This window comes from Tolypothrix sp. PCC 7712 (assembly GCF_025860405.1).
Taxonomy (GTDB): Bacteria; Cyanobacteriota; Cyanobacteriia; order Cyanobacteriales; family Nostocaceae; genus Aulosira; species Aulosira diplosiphon.
On the sequence record NZ_CP063785.1, the window covers coordinates 5,492,500 to 5,512,717 of the forward strand.

Genomic DNA, 20,218 nt, shown 5'->3' on the forward strand with positions numbered 1-20,218 from the left:
GATTTTATTGCCGTACTATTTTTAGATGTAGTTAGTGAGAAATTCTTAAAAAAATCTAACACTAACTCACGTGAACACAAAACAAGATCCTTGTCTACCTTCAAGGCAAGTTTCAGTCAGCAACAGCTTTGTTGTAGTGGACATTTGGTAGCTGCTAAAAATTAACACGTCTGTGTTGACAGATTATCATCAGCAATGTTATCTGAGTTAATTTAAGGTTTCTAGACCCTAAATATACCTCAAGATACAAGACAGCAATAGTCAAAATTTGAGAAGTCAATTATAAATATAGCGGTTGTCTTTATGGTGCCAACCGTAAAATTGGGGTAAGTTAGCATCGCTATGATTGCTGACTCCTGCTTGATACTCATCTACAAGTATGAGTATATAAGTATTGATACATCTACCATATAAGTAGGATATATCAAGCTAGCTTGTTTTACTAAGAAAATAATTACTAGAATACACGGAGATTAAAGTGTTTTAAAAAATACAATTATTGTACTAATTAGAAAAGCGGAATTTGTAGTTTATAGTATCCAAGGCTCATAGCCTCTGGTAAAAAATCAAAATACTAAGAATTAAAACAAAAAGCTGACCCTTTCTAGGCGAAGGCAAAATATAGGTACTAGAATATGACTCAAATTTCGGGAGGATACAAAACAAGTTGTTGCAATATACACTTGTGGTGTAAAGTCAACACGGTGTTATTATGGCACGGTTTTACATGCCTGGGACGCTTTAAGTGAATTATGTTGATCGCGGTGCAGGGGAAGTAGGCTGTGCGAATTCCGCTAGATTACTACCGAATTTTAGGACTACCGTTAGCGGCAAGTGAAGAACAATTGCGGCAAGCATATAGCGATCGCATTGTACAGTTGCCGCGACGAGAGTATTCTCAAGCAGCAATTTCTTCGCGCAAACAACTTATAGAAGAAGCTTACGTGGTTTTATCAGATCCCAAAGAACGTAGCAGTTACGATCAGCTGTATCTTGCCCATGCTTATGACCCTGATGGTAATGCTTCTACGTCCGTAGCAGTTGAAAACCGCTCCGGACAAACAAATGGTGCAATTGACAACCAAAGTCTAAGTATTGAAATTTCTCAGGAGGAGTTAGTTGGTGCTTTACTAATTTTGCAGGACTTAGGCGAGTACGAAATAGTACTGAAATTAGGAAAGCCATATTTAGTCCATAAAAATAATGGGGGAGAAGGCAAAACAGCCAATAATTTAGCCGACGCAGAAGCCAGAGAAAGCGATCGCCCTGATGTGGTACTCACCATTGCTTTAGCCTGCTTAGAATTGGGGCGGGAGCAATGGCAGCAAGGCCATTACGAAAACGCCGCCAATTCTTTAGAAACTGGTCTGGAAGTTTTATCTCGCGAAGAGTTATTTCCCACCGTCCAGGCGGAAATTCAAGCAGATCTTTATAAATTGCGACCATATCGGATTCTGGAATTACTAGCATTACCAGAAACCAACGTCGCTGAACGTCGCCAAGGTCTGGAATTATTGCAAAACATCCTAGACGATCGCGGTGGCATTGATGGCAATAGTAATGATGAATCAGGTCTGAACATTGATGACTTTTTGCGATTTATCCAGCAGTTACGTAACCACTTAACCGTCGCAGAACAGCACAAGTTATTTGAAGCAGAAAGCAAACGTCCTTCTGCTGTTGCTACCTATTTGGCTGTTTATGCCTTGATAGCACGGGGTTTTGTGCAACGTCAACCAGCATTGATTCGCCAAGCCAAGCAAATGCTGATGCGTTTGGGTAAGCGCCAAGATGTGCATTTAGAACAATCACTCTGTGCGCTGTTACTTGGGCAAACTGAAGAAGCCACCCGCGTTTTAGAACTCAGCCAAGAATACGAGGCTTTAGCTTTTATTCGCGAAAAATCTCAAGATTCTCCAGATTTGTTACCTGGGTTGTGTCTCTACGGAGAACAGTGGTTACAACATGAAGTGTTTCCCCACTTCCGAGATTTAAACAAGCAGACAGCTTCTTTAAAGAGTTACTTTGCTCAACCACAGGTACAAGCCTATTTAGAAGTTCTGCCCTCGGATGCGGAAACAACTGATGAGTCGGCTGTAATTAACCGTCAACCTTTATCGCCACCACCAAATAACAATACCCAGAACCGTAACAACAGTCCTGGGAGTTCTCGACAATTCCGTCATAGCAGACCTCCTGACCCAGATTTACCAGAAACCCCTAGATGGAGATCATCTACCCCCATATCTGGTAGCTATCGCACACCCGATGCGCCAGCAACGCAGTTTTCATCTGGCGAACGCACAGCTAAAGAACCCCAGCAAAACTTAAATGGTGCTGCTAGAGTTTCCCCACCAGAGCAAACTTCTGGGCGCAGGCGGCGCAAGCCAACTCAAAATACTAACCGAGAACGTGCATTAGAACCACGACAACGTTATCCGCAAAGACGGCGTAATTTTGCCAACTCCCTAGAAGGTAAAACCCGCCTTGTATGGACTGTGCTGGTTTCTTTGATTGTCATAGTTGTTTTTTGGTTGATCGTTTCCACAACCTTTGGATTTGTCAGAAGTCTGTTTCATCCGTCGCCAAGGTTAGAAGGCGAACAATTATCAATAGAAATTAATCAACCTATTATCCAGATTCCTGACCCCAACAGCAAACCACAATCGCCAGACGGGCCTTTAACAACTACGACAGCCGAGGAAATCATTGGGAGTTGGTTATCTACCAAAGCTGCGGCTTTAGGGCCAAATCATGAGGTTGATAATTTACAACAAATTCTTACTGGTTCATCTTTATTGCAATGGCGCTCAATTGCCCTGCAAGATAAATCTGAGAATCGTTATCGGAAATACGAGCATAGCCACAAGGTAGAATCTGTAGAGAAAATTGATAACGATAGCGATCGCACAGCCGTGGAAGCTACAGTCAAGGAAATCACTCAGTTCTATCAACATGGTCAACTGAAGAAGGCTTCTGACGAAACTTTGCGTGTTAAATATAACTTGGTTCGTCAAGAAGGTATTTGGCGCATCCAAAGTATGTCAGTTATCAATAAAATCACTCTGAACTTTTAAGCTGTTGAATGTTGAAGTTGTATGTTCCCTATAAGTAGAAATTTTCTGGAGTAGGCTGTAAAGCCCACTCTGGCTACACAAATTAAAAGTACTTTAACTAAACAGAGGCACTTAGGCTAAAGATTTCAGCACTCAGCACTCTTTCTAGATATGTCGTAGGGACACCAGTATTACTGGTGTCCCTACAAAGTTTTTTAGTGCCAATTTTAATGTCATGAAATCTTGATATTACCGTTGATTAGCCTTCAGCCCGATCGGCTTAATGTTATGAAATCATGACATTATGATCCCCAAAGGGCTTATAGATTCGTCAAATAGCCGAAAAAGCGTCTTCAGACCCCTTGATCCCAACCCAGGGTTATTGCTTAATATTTATTCAACAACTCCACTTGATCCCAAAAAGATGCTGATCTTGGCATGAGAAGGAATTGAAAGGGAGTGACTCTCAATTTAATAACCATTTAACAAACTACAACACTGGGCAATACCAGAAGTCAGGAATAAGAAATTCATCTGGAGTTGGATGAAATGTTACTCAGCATTCTGTAACCCGGAGAAATCATTTACCTTTCAAACTACTGGAGGCCAAATTAATGGCAAAAGAACGCCCGCCGCTAGAGGAGATGACATTGCGGCAATTACGCAAAGTAGCGAGTGAATATGGCATTTCTCGCTATAGCCGGATGCGTAAATCACAATTACTGGCATCGATTCAGGAAGTTCAGCGCAGCAAGTTTTCACTTAGTCCATCTCGTTCACTGGAGGCACAGGAAACCGTGGAAGCAGCAAAATTCGAGTTAGGTCAAGAAGATCGCAATGGTGGTTTGCTCATTGATGTTGATGAGGAACTAGGAGATCTACCTGCTGGTTACGGTGAAAGCCGGATTGTACTTTTACCACGCGATCCCCAGTGGGCTTACACCTACTGGGATGTTCCCAATGAGCATAAAGAAGAACTACGGAGACAAGGGGGACAACAGTTAGCGCTGCGGATTTATGATGTTACCGACATCAACATTGATTTCCAAAGTCCCCACAGCTTGCAAGAATATCCTGCTGATGAATTGGCTAGAGAATGGTATCTACCAATTCCTGTGAGCGATCGCGACTATGTAATTGATATTGGCTATCGTGCTGTTGACGGACGCTGGTTAGTTCTAGCACGTTCTGCACGTGTACATATTCCTCCTGTCTATCCTTCAGACTGGATTGAGGATGTATTCGTCACCGTCAACTTTGAAGAAGACTTGCGTGGTAAGACTGTTTACGAATTGGTTCCCCCAGCCAAGAAAATTGCTACCACAGCTTATGCTAACGGTAACCCCATTTACGACCAAATCTTTGGTATGGCGGAATCTGCTGAAGCACAACGGGTTGCAGGTTCTCTGTTTGGTTCCATGCAGCACGTACCTGGCTCTGTAACACCAGAACAGGCTATCAGCTCCTACATTTTCCCATCTGGTGTAGGTATGTGGGCAGTTCCCACCACCTCTGGTTTAAATATGTCTGGTGTAGGAATGTCTGGCGTTGGCTTCTCCGCCTCTGCTGTACCAGTACGTCCTCGCAAGTTCTGGTTAATTGCTGATGCTGAATTAATTGTCTATGGTGCAACTGAACCAGATGCTACCGTTACAATTGGCGGTCGTCCAATTAAGCTGAATCCAGATGGTACATTCCGCTTCCAAATGTCCTTCCAAGATGGTTTAATCGACTATCCTATCTTGGCTGTTGCTGCTGATGGCGAGCAAACCCGCTCAATTCACATGAAGTTTAATCGTGAAACCCCATCCCGCAATACCAATACTAAAGACGAAGCCGTTTTAGAATGGCTGTCTTAATAGGAAATTTTGCATCGACTCCAGATTGAATAAATTTTTACCCGCTATAGTAATTCTGTAGCGGGTTTTTTGTGTCAATGGGATTGGGGATTGGGGAACTCGGGGCCCCCTCTGGGGATAAGGGGTAATGGGGATTGGGTAATTAGTAATGGGTAATTAGTAATGGGTAATTGGTAATTGGTCATGAAAAACACTAAATACCAAACACCGAACACCAAAAACCGAACACCAACTAACAAATGAAAAAATTATTTTTATTATCTATTTTTGTAATCGCACTCAATCTATTATCTGGCTGTAGAGATAATACATCCAATGCAGCTCAAGAATCAGCGAAAATTGCTTGCATTGGCAAAAATGCTAATTTTAGTATTGAGTTCTTCAAAGCTAATAATCTAGGGAAAAAATTTGATAGAGGGATCAATCATGTGGTTGTGTTTAACCCCCGCTCAGAAAAATTAGATTTTAAGGTAAATGTTGGACTTGCTCATAAACTTTACGCCAAAAATAGTCAAGGAAAATTGCGTAAGGAATATGTGCCAAAAATCTTTCGGGAAATCATTGCTGATGAAAATTCTAAATTAAACGGACAAACTCCCATAGCAGCAATTAATGCTGATTATATAGGCACTGATAACAAACCCCAAGGTTTAAATATTTCTCGCGGATTTGAGTATTCTGGAGACTTTAAAAATAAACGTTCTTCTTTTGGTGTATCTGGAGGTAACCCAAAAAATAGAAAAGCCACTATCCAGGCTGGTAGAAGAAAAGAGGAAATTCTTAATTACAACTTGGTAGGAGGTAATGGGAGATTTTATCGGGACGGAAAGTTTAAAGATATTTGTAATGATTTGGGAGAGTTTGCTTGTAAACAGGCGACGAATCGCTCTTTAGCTGCTATTACCGATAAAGGATATGTAATTTTGTTAGTGAATGATGCAAAAGCTAATTCTAATATTGAATTTTCTCAAAATAATCAAGAATTATTACCCGAGAATTTTGATGATGTTTTAGCAGGCATTGCCAGTAATAATTGTTTAGGTAAAATTCAAGAAGGAATATTATTTGATGGTGGGATGTCTCCCGGATTATTTTATAATAATAAAATATATGTAGAAAATGCAGGGCCGATTGGTTCAGTGTTTTTAATATATAAAAAATAAAATATTTACAGATAATGCTAAAGGTCTAGAAATCCGATTTTATTTCTGCAAAAATTTTATCAATTTAGCGTGCGTTATACCAATTCTAGAAAAAAATGATACAGATGCGTAGGTTGGGTTGAACGAAGTGAAACCCAACTATTACAAGACTTTGGAGTGTTGGGTTTCGTTCCTCAACCCAACCTACATCCACATCATATTTTTTGTGAAATGGTATTAGGCGTAGCTGTAAAGCAGGAAAAGCTAGCTTTGACAATGATGCGTTACGCTATCGCTAACGCATCCTACGTGAACGGATATTCTATTTTAGAAGGCTTATTTAACATCAGCGAAAGGTTTCTGCAATATGCCAATTGTGAATCAGCTAATTGAAATTCCAACCCAAGCAGGAATTAATATTCATAACATTACGCCCCAGATTCAGGATTGTATTGCTTCTACATCGATTCAAAATGGACAGGCTTTAATATTTTCTCGCCACACAACAACGGCCTTAGCTATTAACGAAAATGAAGAAAGACTGTTAGAAGATATCAAAGGATTCTTGCGGAAATTAGCACCAGAATCTGACCGATATTTACATAATGATTTGCATTTAAGAGTTGTCCCAGAAGATGAACCAATGAATGCTCATTCTCATTTGATGGCAATGATGCTCAGTACTAGTGAAGTAATTCCGATTGTGGATGGAAAATTAGCTTTAGGAACTTGGCAATCAGTTTTATTTTTTGAATTAGATGGCCCGCGACAAAGAACAGTTTTTGTACAAATTTCTGGAGAGTAAATAAAGATAATACAAATTCAAAATTAACATTGCCATACATAAAAATTTGGCAGTTCCAAAATCTAAAATCCCAAATTGGTATAATCTCGAATCCCCGGCTGACAGCAAGGTACAATAGGTTTGTTTGCAAACTCTTCTAGTCCAATATCCCTGAACAATTTTTGCCAATCTGTGAGTAAGATTTGTGTTTGTGGTTGGCGACGGCGCATTTGGGCTAATAAAGTTATAGCGTCGTACCAAATGCCATTTTCGGCATAGAAAATAACTCGATTGCGTTCAGTTGATTGCTGTGGGGGAAGACTATTGCTCAATTTAACTCGTTGAATCCAGCCGTTGACATTGACAGCTTGCGCTTCGCGATCGCAATTCATATTCAGGGTTAAATACCAATGGTAGTTTTTACCTGGTTCTAATTTTACTGTCGATGGGAGAGTGAGAGCGATCGCTCCTGGTGTGTCGGTAACTTTGAAAGTTCCTTGATAAGTTTGCTGATAATTTCTCGGATCTGGATCGGTTTCGTCCCAGATTTCTAATTCACCAACCTTGATATCTTGCGGTTGATAAGGAACATAAAACCAAAGAGTGGGAGAAGCTTCCAGGGTTAATCCCCAAACATGGCTGATTCCTGGCTCTGATTCTACAGCCGGAACTAAAGCCATCAGCCGTTCTTTAATTTCCAGCGCTGAACAAATATATCCGTCACGAGTTCCGCCGCCTTTGCGATTACCTGGTGCGCCGCGTGGTGACAGTGGCGGGCGCTTAAACTTCACTGGGGAAGCAGTTGCGGGTTTGGGTTGGGACTGCTGTGAGGAATTTTGCTTAATCGGGGATGTAGTCGAAGCAAGGATTTGTTGGCGATGTTGAAAAGGTTGGGCTTTTCCTTTACTCGCACCAAAACCAATGAAAGCTAAGGCTAATGCCAAAGCTAGTCCCATTTTCCAGCGATAAAACTTCATACTTTATACTTCATCCTTCATCCTTCATCCTTTTCCCTATTACCGTCTTAGTTGTAATTATGTAGCTAATCACCAAAGCAATTACTGAAGGAACTAAGGGCGCACAAATGCCGATACTGAACAAAGACAAGCAGAGGCTACCAAGAATAATCATGGCTGAGGCGATCGCAATCCGCCGATAAACCAGCCCATGAAATACCCAGACGCATAAACCCCCCGTAAGTGCCCAACTCCCAATCCAAACTGCATCTAAGGTTTGGGGCCAAAACTGTAGTAAGGGGCGTTCTTGTTTGGCGATACTCAGCATTTGACTCACCATTTGGGCGTGAATCACTACACCAGGCATTTTCTTGTCAATTTCGTTACTAAAGGGAGTAGAAAAGCGATCGCCTACTGATTGAGCGACAACGCCAATCAACACAATCCTGTTTTTCACCCACTGGGGTTTAAAATCATTTTGGAGAACTTCTGTGAGCGTGACTTCCCTAGCGACTTTTGTGAAAGAACGATAACTGAGCAAGACTTGATGACCGCGAGGGTCAATGTTGTGATAAAAACCTGTATGCTTTTCTAATGGTTGAAAAACGGTAGAGCCAAGCTGTAAATTGCCATCTGATGTTGCTTCTGGTTGAATACCTTCAGCATCGAGGTAACGTAAGGCTAATTCCGCACTGAAAGCATAAGGGACTTGGCAAACTGAATCGCCTGGATTTAAATGCAACAAATAACGGCGCACTGTTCCATCTGGTTCAACTGCGATATCGCTAAAGCCGACATTCTCAGGGGGACTAGCTGGGGGTGAAGCAACTCCAAATTTGTTGGCTTTGGCTTCTGGATGGCTGACTTCGCAGATTGTTACCAAGTTTGAGTTTTTTTTGATATGTGCAGCTAGCTCGCGATATCCTGGTTCTACAGGAAAATCGCGGTAGATATCCAAGCCAATGGCTCTAGGTTGATGCGCCTGAAGTTTTTCGAGAGTTTGTAAAATGACGCGATCGCTCAGGGGATATTGTCGCTGCTGTTGAATATCTTGTTCTGTAACTTTTACAATCAGTAGACGCTCATCAATACCGCGATCGCTTTGTAAGCGTGTCATCTGGTCAAAAGCCCACAATTCCACAGGCTGAAGTCCCCCAACAAAACGTACTGCCATCACTAAACCAGTAGCTACCAAGCTTTTCACCAAGATATTTGGCAAATGCTGCCAGTCAAGCCCAAAGCGATGCTGACGCTTTTTCGGGCGTAAATCCTGCCAAGTCGGCGGCACCTCAGCCGGATTTTGATAAATCATTGGTAACCAAGTAGCCCCAGGTAACTCCGTAAATTCCTCTAGTCGTTCCTGGGCATGGCGTACAGCACTATATAAAGGTTGTCCGCCAGCATATTCTCGCAGAAATTCCTTGAGAAACGATTGCGCGACGACATCGGGGACAATCTCCTGCATGACAATAATAATCGGGACGTGCAAATCAGCTAACTGCTGGGCTAATCCCAATCCTTCACAAGAATTAAAAATGGCGATTTTTAAGCCTTTTTGCACTGCTTCTCGCAAAGCGTGTTTAAATTGGTCAGTTTCAATACTTTCTCTAGCGCTGAGACTAATTCGCCCCCTTTGTTCTATCGTTTGGCTATGCCCAGCAAAAAAGAAGATATCCCAGCCTTGGGGATTTCGTAGCTGGGCGATTAAATCTCGCGCTTGGGGTTGATGGTAAAAAACTGACTCTGTTTCCTGGAGATTGTCAATTGCTTGACGATCCGCAGCTAAATCTAGGTTTTGATTATCCCCGAAAATCGCCAACAACCGCACGCGATCGCTTTGAGTTTGATGTTTGGCAATTTCCCAAGATTCATATTCTACCGGACTGTAGCTCACCCCCACATTGGGATAACTTGATAGCAAATCCCAGCTATGCCAAGGTAGTTTCCAGAGGATCGGATCTCTAGCTTTGATAGCTAACCGCAGCGTATCAGCCTGAGTAGCGAGTTCCTTGCTTAACCTTTCGCGGATTTTTTGCCACCCCAGTTCCCCAGAAGGTTGCAGCCATTCGTTCAGGTTAGCTTCCACCTGTCGCATTCTTTGCCAGCAGTCGTCAGTAATCTCCCTAGTAGCGCGATTTGTTGGTAAACTTGACTCAATTTCCCACCCATCATTGCGAGCAATCGCGCTGAGACTACGAAAGGACTGTTGCCATAAAAAATACAAGCCTTCAATATCTGTATTAGCGCCAAGTCTACCTTCAATTTCCCCTACAGGCAAACCGCCATCTTCTCTCAGTTCTAGGGATACTTCAAACCCTTGGTGAAAGTTTCCTCTGCCAATTTTTAGAACTGCTACCCTGGGCATGGTTACTTACCGATTAATTGTTGCTCGCGCAAAGAAGAATATAAGTCAATAAAGTTCAGAGAAGATCACTTGTGGAAACAGCTAGATCAATTGGGGGATTCTCCCCCAAACCCCCGATTGGGTGACGGTTGCGTCCCCCAAACCCCCTCCAAAATGATTGTTTTGTTGTCAATTTATTTTTTAAGGGACTTCCAGAAAATAAATTATCCAATATACTCCAAGAATATTTTCTTTCTGCCCCCTGCTCCCTGCTCCCTGCTCCCCTGCTTCTTTTGACCTTTCCCCATCGATTTTTTGGCGGTTCGTTACCCTACAAAATTCTCACACACCCTAACCTCATTCAATGTTACTTGTACCTGAAATTGCGTTCCTGGTGGTGGGCTAAAGCCTAATTGGAGAACTTTATCTTTCCCTTCACCTTGTTCGTCACTTCTTGTTTGGGCTTGCAAGCGAGTTTCTCCACCGGAAATCACACTTAACATGAGATTTGGTGGTAGCTTGTGTTGCTGGCTAATCGGTTGCACTTGTAGCCGTACGCCGATTTTCTCCTCAGTTTTCGGTCGGATGGTGATAATTAGCGCGACTTTGCAATCTCCTAGCTGCATTCCCAAATCAATTAGCCTGGCTCTACTAATACCAGCTTGGGGATGATGGGGAGCGATTTTACCTAAACTTAAAGCAGCTTCCCAACGGGTTTCCTCATCATTGGCAGTATGTAACAATTCTATCAACGCTGCGATCGCTTCGGGATGACCAATGCCGATTTGTCCTAACACCCCGGCGGCTTGACAGCGTTCTTTCTCTGGGCGATTGGATTTAATCAGGCGGATGACGGGTGCGATCGCTTCCGCAGAAACGCTCATTTCTGCACTCCGCACTGCACCTAACTCTGGTTGTGTTAAAAGCGCATCAACTGCTTGCCAGATTTCCGTAATTATGCTGTCTGCTTGCTGTAACCACTGGCGCAAGTTAACTGTTGCTGAATTTGCTGTTGGGGTTGTAGCTAATTTTAGGCGTTGCTGGTATAGTTTTTGCCGCGACTGCTCGTCTACAATTAACGCTGCCCACTGTTCAAAAGGCACTGCTAGTCTGGGGGAATATATGGAAGGATTGCTTAACTGGGTGAAGAACTCCTCAGCTACTTGTGTTGATAACTGCGATGGTGCGGCTTGGGGGATAACATCTGACTGGGGAAGGAGTAGCATTTGGGTGATATCTTCCGCCAAAGCTTCCTGATGAATATAGTAAGTGCGATCGCTCTCATCATATATCCCCTGACTCTTGAGTTTTTGATAGCTTACATATCCCCATAATCGCAGCCAAGATTGTTCAGGATTGCCTAAATTAATTTGCACGGCGAGGTAATAATCTTTGCGCCAGCTAGGAATATCAACCCACTCGCAAGGAACAGCAAATTCTCCTAAATCGCTGGTGTCGCTAGGAATTAAAACTAAGCGGATTTCTCCTAAATCAATGGGAGTCCCATTGACAAATTCCCAGAGAGAATCCCACTTTGTAGGAGAAAAAATACTGTTTTTATTGTTAGCTTGGGGGTTGTCTTCTGCTAACCAAGCCTCCAGCCAGGGAATAAAAGTTTTTACGCACAAATAATTGAGATATGCTTGACAGCAAGCAGCAGCATTAGCGTGAGATTGGGATTGCTGCCAAGCTGCTTGTTGCAGCTCTTGTGATAAAGTCAACCAGAGATGGTTAGGATATGTAGTGACAAGTTTTCGCAAATTTAGCATATTCTCTCCTTAATTTCTCTGGATTTCTTGGTAGAGCAAGTTGGTTGACAGCCAATCCTCAATAATTTCCCCGATTTGTTGAGTTTCTGTCTCTAGGGAAAGTCCAAAGCTGGTATCAATCCACAGGAGAAACAAACGCTGTAATTGCTGCTTGGCTGCGGCGAGCAGTTGGTCGGCATGAGAGTGAGATGTGATAATTTCAATATTATTTATGTCTTGTTTTTGAGCATATCTGAGTAACAAAATTTCTTGCTGCGGTGCTGCTAATTGCTCAAAAGACTTTAATAATCCTGATTGAATCAGATTTTGATAATAGCTTTTTAACCAAGATTTGATATAGTTAATTTGCCATTGCTGGAGTAAATTTAAAAAGCTCTTTTCTAATTGATTGTAAGCTAAAGTTAACTTCTCTTGTACTTCTGCTGGAGTAATTACTTTATCTTGGCTCAGAGTTTGAGTTAATTCACTAATATTTAGTTTTTGACCGTAACTAAGCTTCAGAATATGTTGTAATTCGGCATCTAAATCAGCAATTGCTGCCATTAATTGCGTTTCAATGGGATTAACTCGTTGCAGACGAGCAAATTTTTCCGTTAAAAAGGTTTTAATATAATCTGTAGGGTGAAATTGTTCGCTGGTTAACTGCTGAAATTTTTCGATTAATGGCGTTTCCACATATTTAGAAATGTAGCGGGAAATCGTTCCCTGATGCACGCTCATCTTACTCGCAAACTGTTCTTGAGTTAACAGCGCCAAGGGATGAGGATAACACAAAGCCATGACAGCTTGGCGGTAAGATTTAGGAATTTGGCTGCGAGTTTTATCGAGGTTTTGCTCAATAATTTCCAGTTCGCTTGTTAAAGCCAAATCTACTGCTGGTAAAGATAAGCTCTGTTCTTCATCCTGTTCTATTGCTTCCCCAGAATCAGCCGGTTCGTTACTATGAGCATCGTAAGGAACTTCAATAATTTGATCGGATTGCTGTAAAGCATCAATACATAAATTCATCCATTTTTGGATCATTGCAGGTGCGACATCTGCACCCACAGCTACTTGCAGAGGTGCGCCTGGCTGGAATCTTTGCGAGTTGTAATCCTTAGCTGTGGCGACAAAATCAGCAAATTCTGGTTCCGGCCATTTTCCCCTTTCTCGTCTTTGGGGATTGTAGACACGGTTGTTTTTGTAAATCGGAATAAAATATCGCCAAGCAAAAAGATACTGAGAAATTTCCGGTTCTCTTGCTCCCGCGTTGTTGAGTGCGGATCTGAGTCGTTCTTCCGCCTTTTGCAATTTTCTGTGACTATTGATGTCTACATCACACAACAAATGCCATCTCGATTCCCAGTTTACATGGTCGCGGGTGACATTTCGCAGCACCCCTACCATGTAGCTTTTTAGACTTGCTCCACCATAGCCGCTAGTTTGATATTTACTGAGATATTGCCGTAATTTCTCCCGATTACACAGGTGTTCGTTCGTCAGCGCATACAAATTTTCCCCATAAGTAGCGTAAAACGGGAGACGACACCAACTGCGCCAAATTAGATAACAGCGATCGCGATCGAAGTAAGCTAATAAGTGCCAGTGAGCTAACCGCTTTTCGGTTTCCGGTTGAGAATCATCATTGAGAATTTTGACAAAATAATTTGCATAGTCGTTCTCATCCCATTGGGGATGCAACTTAACTAGCTTTGCCATTCTCTCCCGCAAGCGATTTTCAATTAACCGTTTAAAGGGAGGATAACCGTTAGTTGCAGCGAAGTCATACAAAGTCCAGAATTGCTCGCTCATTTCATACTCCCAGAAGACTCCCCCTTGCTCCCCTGCTGTTTTACCATAAATTGCCCATTCAAAATCAAAAATTAGAGCTAAAACCCTTTCATCGGGTTATTGGGATGGCATTTCATTATTTATGCACATCGGAGTTTTTGGGCATTGTATTTCTTTCCCATGTCCAATACCCGAAGCTGTGGGGCGCACAAGAAAGTGCACTCACAAGAGAATGGAGTTTCCTGCCGCTTTCAATAAAATAATTGCAACCTAGTCAGAGTAATATTTTCAGCTATTTCATGGAGTAGAAAAACAGCTATTACATCGGGACAAGTGCATAAATCCAAAAAGCCTATCCCATTAACTTGAGTGAAAGGGTTCAAACCCAACGAGGTAAAGCAAGCAAGCTCAATTCAATGTTGTTCATTACATTGTTAAAGCTGTGGTTAATTACTGTCTCTTTGCTTACTTCTCTATTTGGGAAAAAGACCTCCTTTCAAAAAACTTACATCATTTAAATTAAGGAGAAACATCATGTCTAACTTTGACATTATTCGTGCATGGAAAGATGAAGACTATCGTAATAGCTTGAGTGAAGAACAACGTTCTCAATTACCTGAAAATCCTGCTGGACAGATTCAACTCTCAGATGAGGAAATGGAAGCTGTAGCTGGCGGATATGTCGGTAAATTTAGGCTTCCTCCTGAGTTTTTTGCCGCACCTTCTACCTACTTCCTAACTGGTTGCGACGTTTTTCCTAATGGTTAATTTTTTGGCGTTGCTGATTGATGGGATAATTTTTGTCTCACGCAAAGCCGCAAAGGCGCAAAGAATCGACTTTTAGCTTTTTCCAGAAGTCTGAATTCATCCCGCAAATATGCAATGCCAATTTTTCTAGTGTAATCACACCTTTCTAATCAAGATGGGTGAGCCTTTTTGGTTCACCCTTAAACACTTACTACCTGACTTCATACATCAAGATGCTGTAATGAATAAACAATGGTTTCAAGCTCTGACATTAGATGAACGTATTGCCTTACTAAATATATTTAATTCTCAAGTATCCCAACAGCAAATTAATCGCAAAACAGCACAAGAAAGAATGCAACGCTGGCGGAAACAAAACTTATTTATGAGTGATGCTGATTGGGCGCAGCGTCTAGAATTGGATGGAGTCACTGAGTCAGAATTTCTCAACATTTTAGGTACGCCAATGGAGGCGATAGGCGATCGCGTTTCTCCTCCGGGATGGATGTCACAAATCGAACAAGTATTTACTGAATTTGCTAACTCTGATTCTCATATATTTTTGCCTCCAGAAATTCTCAAAGAAAGCACAACTGGTTTTTTGTATGCCGTCGAGCCACTTATAAAACAAGGCTTTGAGCAACTACATCAAGAATTACAGCAACTAATTCAGCGCCAATCAGAGCTAGCTTTTGATGCTGATACTGTGATGGAGATATTACTAGCAAATGTAACAAAAAAATTGTTGCAGATGCTACACAGAACAATGGTTTTGGAAATCAATGTGGCGCGACTGCAAGGATTATTAAATGGGGATACGCCACAAGAAAGATTTCAAAACTTCATTGCCAATTTAAGACAGCCTTCTCAAGCATTGGCTTTGTTGCAAGAATATCCAGTTCTCACACGCCAAATCAAAATTTGTATTGATCATTGGGTGCTATTCAGTTTAGAGTTCCTGCGCCATCTTTGCGCTGATTGGAGCGATATCTGCAAGCTGTTTAGTCCCGAAAATCAGCCAGGAGTACTGATAGAGTTACAAGGTAGTGCTGGGGATAGCCATCGGGGTGGACGTTCCGTTTTGATTGCTAAATTTAGTTCTGGATTGCAGATTGTTTATAAACCGAGAACCCTAGCTGTTGATGTGCATTTCCAAGAATTACTCACCTGGCTCAACGATCGCGGTACTCATCCACCATTTCAAACTCTCAAGATTCTACAACGTGATGATTATGGTTGGGTGGAATTCGTTAGTGCGGCTGGATGCAACACAAAAGCCGAAATTGAGCGTTTTTATGAACGTCAGGGTGGCTACTTAGCTTTACTCTACGCCTTGCAAGCAACTGATTTTCACAGTGAGAACTTAATCGCCGCAGGTGAGCATCCTATTTTAATTGACTTGGAAGCTTTGTTTCATCCTTGCTTTGAGCGAGTGGAACTTGTCAAATCAGATTTACTGGCTTACAAAAAGATGGCTTTCTCAGTTTTGAGCATTGGATTATTGCCACAGCGAATTTATGGTAATGCTGAGTATGAAGGCGTTGATTTAAGTGGTTTGGGATCTGCACAAGGTCAACTCACACCCTATCACGCTCTATATTTGGCAGGACAGGGAACTGATGAAATGTCTCTGAAACGCAAGCGGTTAGAAATGCCAGAAAACCAAAATCGACCGACTTGCAATGGTGAAGAAATTAATGTATTGGATTATACAGATTCTCTAATTACAGGATTTACTAATATATATCGATTACTTTTAAATCATCGAGACGATTTATTGGCAGAAAATGGTATTTTAGCTCGTTTTAGTCAGGATTATGTGCGGGCGATTATTCGTTCTACTTATATCTATAGTTTACTATTAACTGAAGGTTTTCATCCCGATGTTTTGCGTAATGCTTTAGATCGCGATCGCCATTTTGATCGTCTCTGGCTAGAAGTTGTCCAAAAACCCCATTTGGCTCAAGTAATTACTGCTGAACGCAATGATTTATGGCAAGGTGATATTCCCCTATTCACAACTCGTCCTAATTCACGGGATTTGTGGACTAGTTCTGGAGAGCGAATTGCCGATTTTTTTGCTGAATCAAGTATGGCTTCAGTTCAACGTCGTTTTCAGCAACTTGATGAAGCTGATTTAACACAACAACTGTGGTTTATTCGGGCTTCTCTGACTACATTGGTAACGGCAAAACAGCAAAGACAATCGCCCAGTTACTCTGTCACGGAAGTGCATCATTCTGCCAGTCGGGAGGAATTACTAGTAGCAGCACAGGCAGTAGGCGATCGCTTAGAAGCGTTAGCATTATCTAGCGAACAGGATGCTAATTGGATTGGTTTGCAGCTTACACCCCAAGAAACATGGTTGCTGACTCCACTAAATATGGATCTGTATAACGGATTATCAGGAGTAGCATTATTTCTGGCTTATCTGAGTGCTGTTACTGGCGAGGAACGCTATAGAAATTTAGCTAAATCTGCATTAAATACAATTCTCCGCCAAGTAGATAACAACCGATCTCATGTCACATCCATTGGTTTTTTTGAGGGTTGGGGAGGAATTATCTATACTCTCTCTCATATCAGTATGCTGTGGAATCAACCAACGCTGCTGAAAGAGGCACAAGAGATTGTTAAACATCTACCTGAGCTAATTGAAAAAGACGAACAATTCGATATTATTAGCGGTGCAGCTGGGTGCATAGGTGGTTTAATTGCTCTGTATCGCTGTGCGCCATGCGATCGCACATTAGCTGCTGCCATTCAATGTGGCGATCGTCTCATCGCCTGCGCGCAACCCATGCAGCAAGGTATTGCTTGGAGTACGAAGATATTAGATACAGCACCGTTAGCAGGGTTTTCTCACGGTGTAGCAGGGATAGCTTGGGCGCTGTTAGAGTTGGCATCTTTGACAGGTGAGCAGCGTTTTTACACAACTGCTTTAGCTGCTATTGAGTATGAGCGTAGCCTGTTTGTGGCGGAAGTTGGCAACTGGCTAGACTTACGCAATTTTACTGCTCAATTAATGCAAAAATATGACAGCAAACATAGCTGTATGACAGCATGGTGTCACGGTGCGCCAGGAATTGGGCTGGCTCGCTTGCGCTCTCTTCCACACCTGAGCGATCGCCAAATTCGTTCCGAAATTAACACAGCCCTGAAAACCACAATAGCTCAGGGTTTTGGCAGCAATCACTCCCTCTGTCACGGAGATTTAGGTAACCTAGAATTACTATTGCAAGCCAGTCTCACCCTCAACGATCCGCAATGGCAAACTCAAGTTGATCGCTTTGCTACCATGATTCTTGCAAGTATAAACCAACACGGATGGCTTTGTGGCGTACCTTTGGGAGTAGAGACACCAGGACTGATGACAGGACTAGCAGGCATTGGTTATGGATTGCTGCGACTAGCCGCGCCAGAGCTTGTTCCCTCAGTTTTAGTGCTGGAGCCTCCTCAGCTTAACAGCCCAGTGCAGACAAATGAAGAGTATGCGATCGCCTTTGGCGGGCGTTTCGCCATCGCACCTCATAACTGACAATGAAATACCAGCTTGTGAAACAACATAGTGAAGAAGACTGTGGTGCTGCCAGTCTTGCTTCTATTGCCAAATATTATGGTAAAACTTTCACCATTAGCCGCATTCGAGAAACTGTAGGCACTGGGCAACAAGGAACCACATTACTAGGACTGAAACGAGGCGCAGAGAGCCTTGGTTTCAACGCCAGGGCTGTGAAAGCACCTCTAGAAGCCTTCAACGAAAAGATTATACCCCTACCAGCAATTATTCATTGGAAAGGCTATCATTGGGTAATTTTATACGGCAAGCGGGGCAATAAATACGTTGTTGCTGATCCGGCTGTCGGTATCCGCTATCTAGAAAAAAAGTGGCTTCTGGAAGCATGGACAGATGGAGTCATGCTGCTCCTGGAACCAGATGCAGTCCGCTTTTCTGTTCAGGAAGATGAAAAAGAGAAAATTGGTGGTTTTGGACGCTTCCTCAAGCGTTTGTGGCCATATCGCGCTATTCTTGCTCAAACTTTATTACTCAACTCGGTTCTCGGTCTACTGTCTCTCGCTTCGCCCTTTTTGCTGCAAATCCTCACCGATGACGTGCTAGTTCGTGGAGATACCCAACTCCTCACCAGCGTTGCCATTGGGGTGATTGCTATGCGTTTAGTTAGCAGCAGCTTGCGATTAGCGCAATCAAATCTCGTGGCTCACTTTGCCCAACGTCTGCAACTCGGATTAATTTTTGAATTTGGTCGGCAAATTCTCCAGTTACCTTTAAGTTATTACGAATCTCGTCGCAGTGGTGAAATTGTTAGTCGTTTAGAAGATATTCAACAAATTAATCAGTTAATTTCTCAAGCTGTTGTTAGTCTACCTAGCCAACTATTTATCGCTCTAGTTTCTCTAGGTTTCATGCTGTTTTACAGTATCAAACTCACAGTTCTAGCAGGTGCGATCGCGCTTTTAATGACTCTCTCTACAATAGCTTTTTTGCCCACCCTCCAGCAAAAAATTCGCAGTGTTTTGGTATTATCAGCCGAAAATCAAGGGGTTTTAGTCGAAACTTTCAAAGGCGCGATTACCCTCAAAACTACTGCTGCTGCTCCCCAATTCTGGGAAGAATTTCAAGGTAGATTTAGCCGCCTGGCTAACTTTACCTTCCGCACTATTCAAATTAGTATTATCAACGGTATTTTTTCAAATTTAGTTTCCAGCATTGGTAGTATTGCTTTGCTTTGGTTCGGCAGTACTCTGGTGATTAGTCAGGAATTAACTATTGGGATGCTACTAGCATTTAATAGTATGAATGCTAACTTTACCACTTTTATTGAAACTACTATCGACTTTATTGATGAATTCACCCGTGCTAAAACTGCTACCCAACGCCTCACGGAAGTTATTGAAGCTACCCCAGAAACTTTAGATAATTACCAAAAGCCTTGGGTAAAAATTCCCACGAATGCAGATATCACCTGTAGCAACCTCAACTTCCATCATGCAGGTAGAGTTGACTTACTAGAAGATTTCTCTTTGACTATTCCTGGTGGTAAAGTTATTGCCCTCATCGGTAAATCTGGCTGCGGTAAAAGTACCCTAGCAAAATTAATTGCTGGTTTATATCAGCTTCAGTCGGGTAATATTCGCTTTGGAATTTATAATCTGGAAGACCTTTCTTTAGAATGTCTGCGACAACAAGTAGTGCTAGTTCCCCAAGAAGCGCACTTTTGGAGTCGGTCGATCATGGAAAATTTCCGTTTAGGCTCGCCTCACATTACCTTAGAGCAAATTGTCCAAGCTTGCCAAATTTCTGGGGCTGACGAGTTTATCAGCCAACTCCCCGACAAATATCAAACAGTCTTAGGGGAATTTGGGGCTAATCTTTCAGGTGGTCAAAAGCAGAGATTAGCGATCGCTCGTGCTATTGTCAATAATCCCCCAGTCTTGATTTTAGACGAATCGACTGGCGCACTTGACCCCGTCAGTGAAGCCGAAGTCTTAAACCATCTGCTAACCCATCGCCAGCATCAAACCACAATTTTAATTAGCCATCGCCCCAAAGTCATCCAACAAGCCGATTGGATTGTCATGTTAGAGCAAGGAAAACTCAAAATCCAAGGTTCTCCAGAAACCCTCAGCCATCAACCAGGCGAGCATCTAAACTTTCTCGAAAGTCGGCGGGAAAGCTCACTCTTTCAAGGGGTAGGATGAACTGTCACCCGCCGACTTTGGGCATAGGGCATAGGGCATGGGGCATTAGGTAATTGGTAATGGATATTTC

At 42.4% G+C, this 20,218-nt stretch carries 11 protein-coding genes; 7 read left to right on the forward strand and 4 right to left on the reverse strand.

Annotation, left to right across the window (positions count from 1 at the left end):
- The first annotated feature begins 782 nt into the window (after nucleotides 1-782).
- The 4 genes from HGR01_RS22630 to HGR01_RS22645 all read left to right on the forward strand — a co-directional run bounded on the left by HGR01_RS22630 (nucleotide 783) and on the right by HGR01_RS22645 (nucleotide 6,862).
- Nucleotides 783-3,077: an IMS domain-containing protein gene (locus HGR01_RS22630; RefSeq protein WP_045874563.1), complete on the forward strand. Its 2,295-nt coding sequence runs from the start codon at nucleotides 783-785 to the stop codon at nucleotides 3,075-3,077.
- A 593-nt stretch (nucleotides 3,078-3,670) separates the two neighbouring features.
- The gene (locus HGR01_RS22635) at nucleotides 3,671-4,915 is read left to right on the forward strand and encodes a DUF4912 domain-containing protein (RefSeq protein ID WP_045874562.1); all 1,245 of its coding nucleotides are present in this window, start codon (nucleotides 3,671-3,673) and stop codon (nucleotides 4,913-4,915) included.
- A 239-nt stretch (nucleotides 4,916-5,154) separates the two neighbouring features.
- Nucleotides 5,155-6,078, forward strand: coding sequence for a phosphodiester glycosidase family protein (locus tag HGR01_RS22640; RefSeq protein WP_045874561.1), 924 nt, complete (start codon nucleotides 5,155-5,157; stop codon nucleotides 6,076-6,078).
- A gap of 346 nt (nucleotides 6,079-6,424) precedes the next feature.
- The gene (locus HGR01_RS22645; protein WP_045874560.1) at nucleotides 6,425-6,862 is read left to right on the forward strand and encodes a secondary thiamine-phosphate synthase enzyme YjbQ; all 438 of its coding nucleotides are present in this window, start codon (nucleotides 6,425-6,427) and stop codon (nucleotides 6,860-6,862) included.
- Between the two features lie 62 nt (nucleotides 6,863-6,924).
- Here HGR01_RS22645 and HGR01_RS22650 read toward each other — a convergent pair whose 3' ends face one another.
- The 4 genes from HGR01_RS22650 to HGR01_RS22665 all read right to left on the reverse strand — a co-directional run bounded on the left by HGR01_RS22650 (nucleotide 6,925) and on the right by HGR01_RS22665 (nucleotide 13,701).
- On the reverse strand, nucleotides 6,925-7,818 hold the full coding sequence (locus HGR01_RS22650; RefSeq protein ID WP_052335458.1) for a DUF928 domain-containing protein: 894 nt from the start codon (nucleotides 7,816-7,818) through the stop codon (nucleotides 6,925-6,927).
- 10 nt (nucleotides 7,819-7,828) lie between these two features.
- Entirely contained in the window at nucleotides 7,829-10,162 is a 2,334-nt protein-coding gene (locus HGR01_RS22655) for a CHASE2 domain-containing protein (RefSeq protein WP_045874559.1), read from the reverse strand.
- A gap of 305 nt (nucleotides 10,163-10,467) precedes the next feature.
- The gene (locus HGR01_RS22660) at nucleotides 10,468-11,910 is read right to left on the reverse strand and encodes a DUF1822 family protein (RefSeq protein WP_045874558.1); all 1,443 of its coding nucleotides are present in this window, start codon (nucleotides 11,908-11,910) and stop codon (nucleotides 10,468-10,470) included.
- Between the two features lie 9 nt (nucleotides 11,911-11,919).
- The gene (locus HGR01_RS22665) at nucleotides 11,920-13,701 is read right to left on the reverse strand and encodes a hypothetical protein (protein WP_045874557.1); all 1,782 of its coding nucleotides are present in this window, start codon (nucleotides 13,699-13,701) and stop codon (nucleotides 11,920-11,922) included.
- A 513-nt stretch (nucleotides 13,702-14,214) separates the two neighbouring features.
- Between HGR01_RS22665 and HGR01_RS22670 the strand changes: the two genes are divergently transcribed.
- The 3 genes from HGR01_RS22670 to HGR01_RS22680 all read left to right on the forward strand — a co-directional run bounded on the left by HGR01_RS22670 (nucleotide 14,215) and on the right by HGR01_RS22680 (nucleotide 20,148).
- Complete coding sequence (locus HGR01_RS22670) at nucleotides 14,215-14,448, forward strand: mersacidin/lichenicidin family type 2 lantibiotic (RefSeq protein WP_081584166.1); 234 nt, start codon at nucleotides 14,215-14,217, stop codon at nucleotides 14,446-14,448.
- Between the two features lie 154 nt (nucleotides 14,449-14,602).
- Nucleotides 14,603-17,965: a type 2 lanthipeptide synthetase LanM family protein gene (locus HGR01_RS22675; protein ID WP_228045344.1), complete on the forward strand. Its 3,363-nt coding sequence runs from the start codon at nucleotides 14,603-14,605 to the stop codon at nucleotides 17,963-17,965.
- 2 nt (nucleotides 17,966-17,967) lie between these two features.
- Entirely contained in the window at nucleotides 17,968-20,148 is a 2,181-nt protein-coding gene (locus HGR01_RS22680) for a peptidase domain-containing ABC transporter (RefSeq protein ID WP_045874556.1), read from the forward strand.
- The last annotated feature ends 70 nt before the right edge of the window (nucleotides 20,149-20,218 follow it).

Coding starts and splice junctions, on each gene's coding strand:
- HGR01_RS22635 (WP_045874562.1), top strand. CDS start 3,671: ATGGCAAAAGAACGCCCGCCGCTAGAGGAGATGACATTGCGGCAATTA.
- HGR01_RS22640 (WP_045874561.1), top strand. CDS start 5,155: ATGAAAAAATTATTTTTATTATCTATTTTTGTAATCGCACTCAATCTA.
- HGR01_RS22645 (WP_045874560.1), top strand. CDS start 6,425: ATGCCAATTGTGAATCAGCTAATTGAAATTCCAACCCAAGCAGGAATT.
- HGR01_RS22650 (WP_052335458.1), bottom strand. CDS start 7,818: ATGAAGTTTTATCGCTGGAAAATGGGACTAGCTTTGGCATTAGCCTTA.
- HGR01_RS22655 (WP_045874559.1), bottom strand. CDS start 10,162: ATGCCCAGGGTAGCAGTTCTAAAAATTGGCAGAGGAAACTTTCACCAA.
- HGR01_RS22660 (WP_045874558.1), bottom strand. CDS start 11,910: ATGCTAAATTTGCGAAAACTTGTCACTACATATCCTAACCATCTCTGG.
- HGR01_RS22665 (WP_045874557.1), bottom strand. CDS start 13,701: ATGAGCGAGCAATTCTGGACTTTGTATGACTTCGCTGCAACTAACGGT.
- HGR01_RS22670 (WP_081584166.1), top strand. CDS start 14,215: ATGTCTAACTTTGACATTATTCGTGCATGGAAAGATGAAGACTATCGT.
- HGR01_RS22675 (WP_228045344.1), top strand. CDS start 14,603: ATGGGTGAGCCTTTTTGGTTCACCCTTAAACACTTACTACCTGACTTC.
- HGR01_RS22680 (WP_045874556.1), top strand. CDS start 17,968: ATGAAATACCAGCTTGTGAAACAACATAGTGAAGAAGACTGTGGTGCT.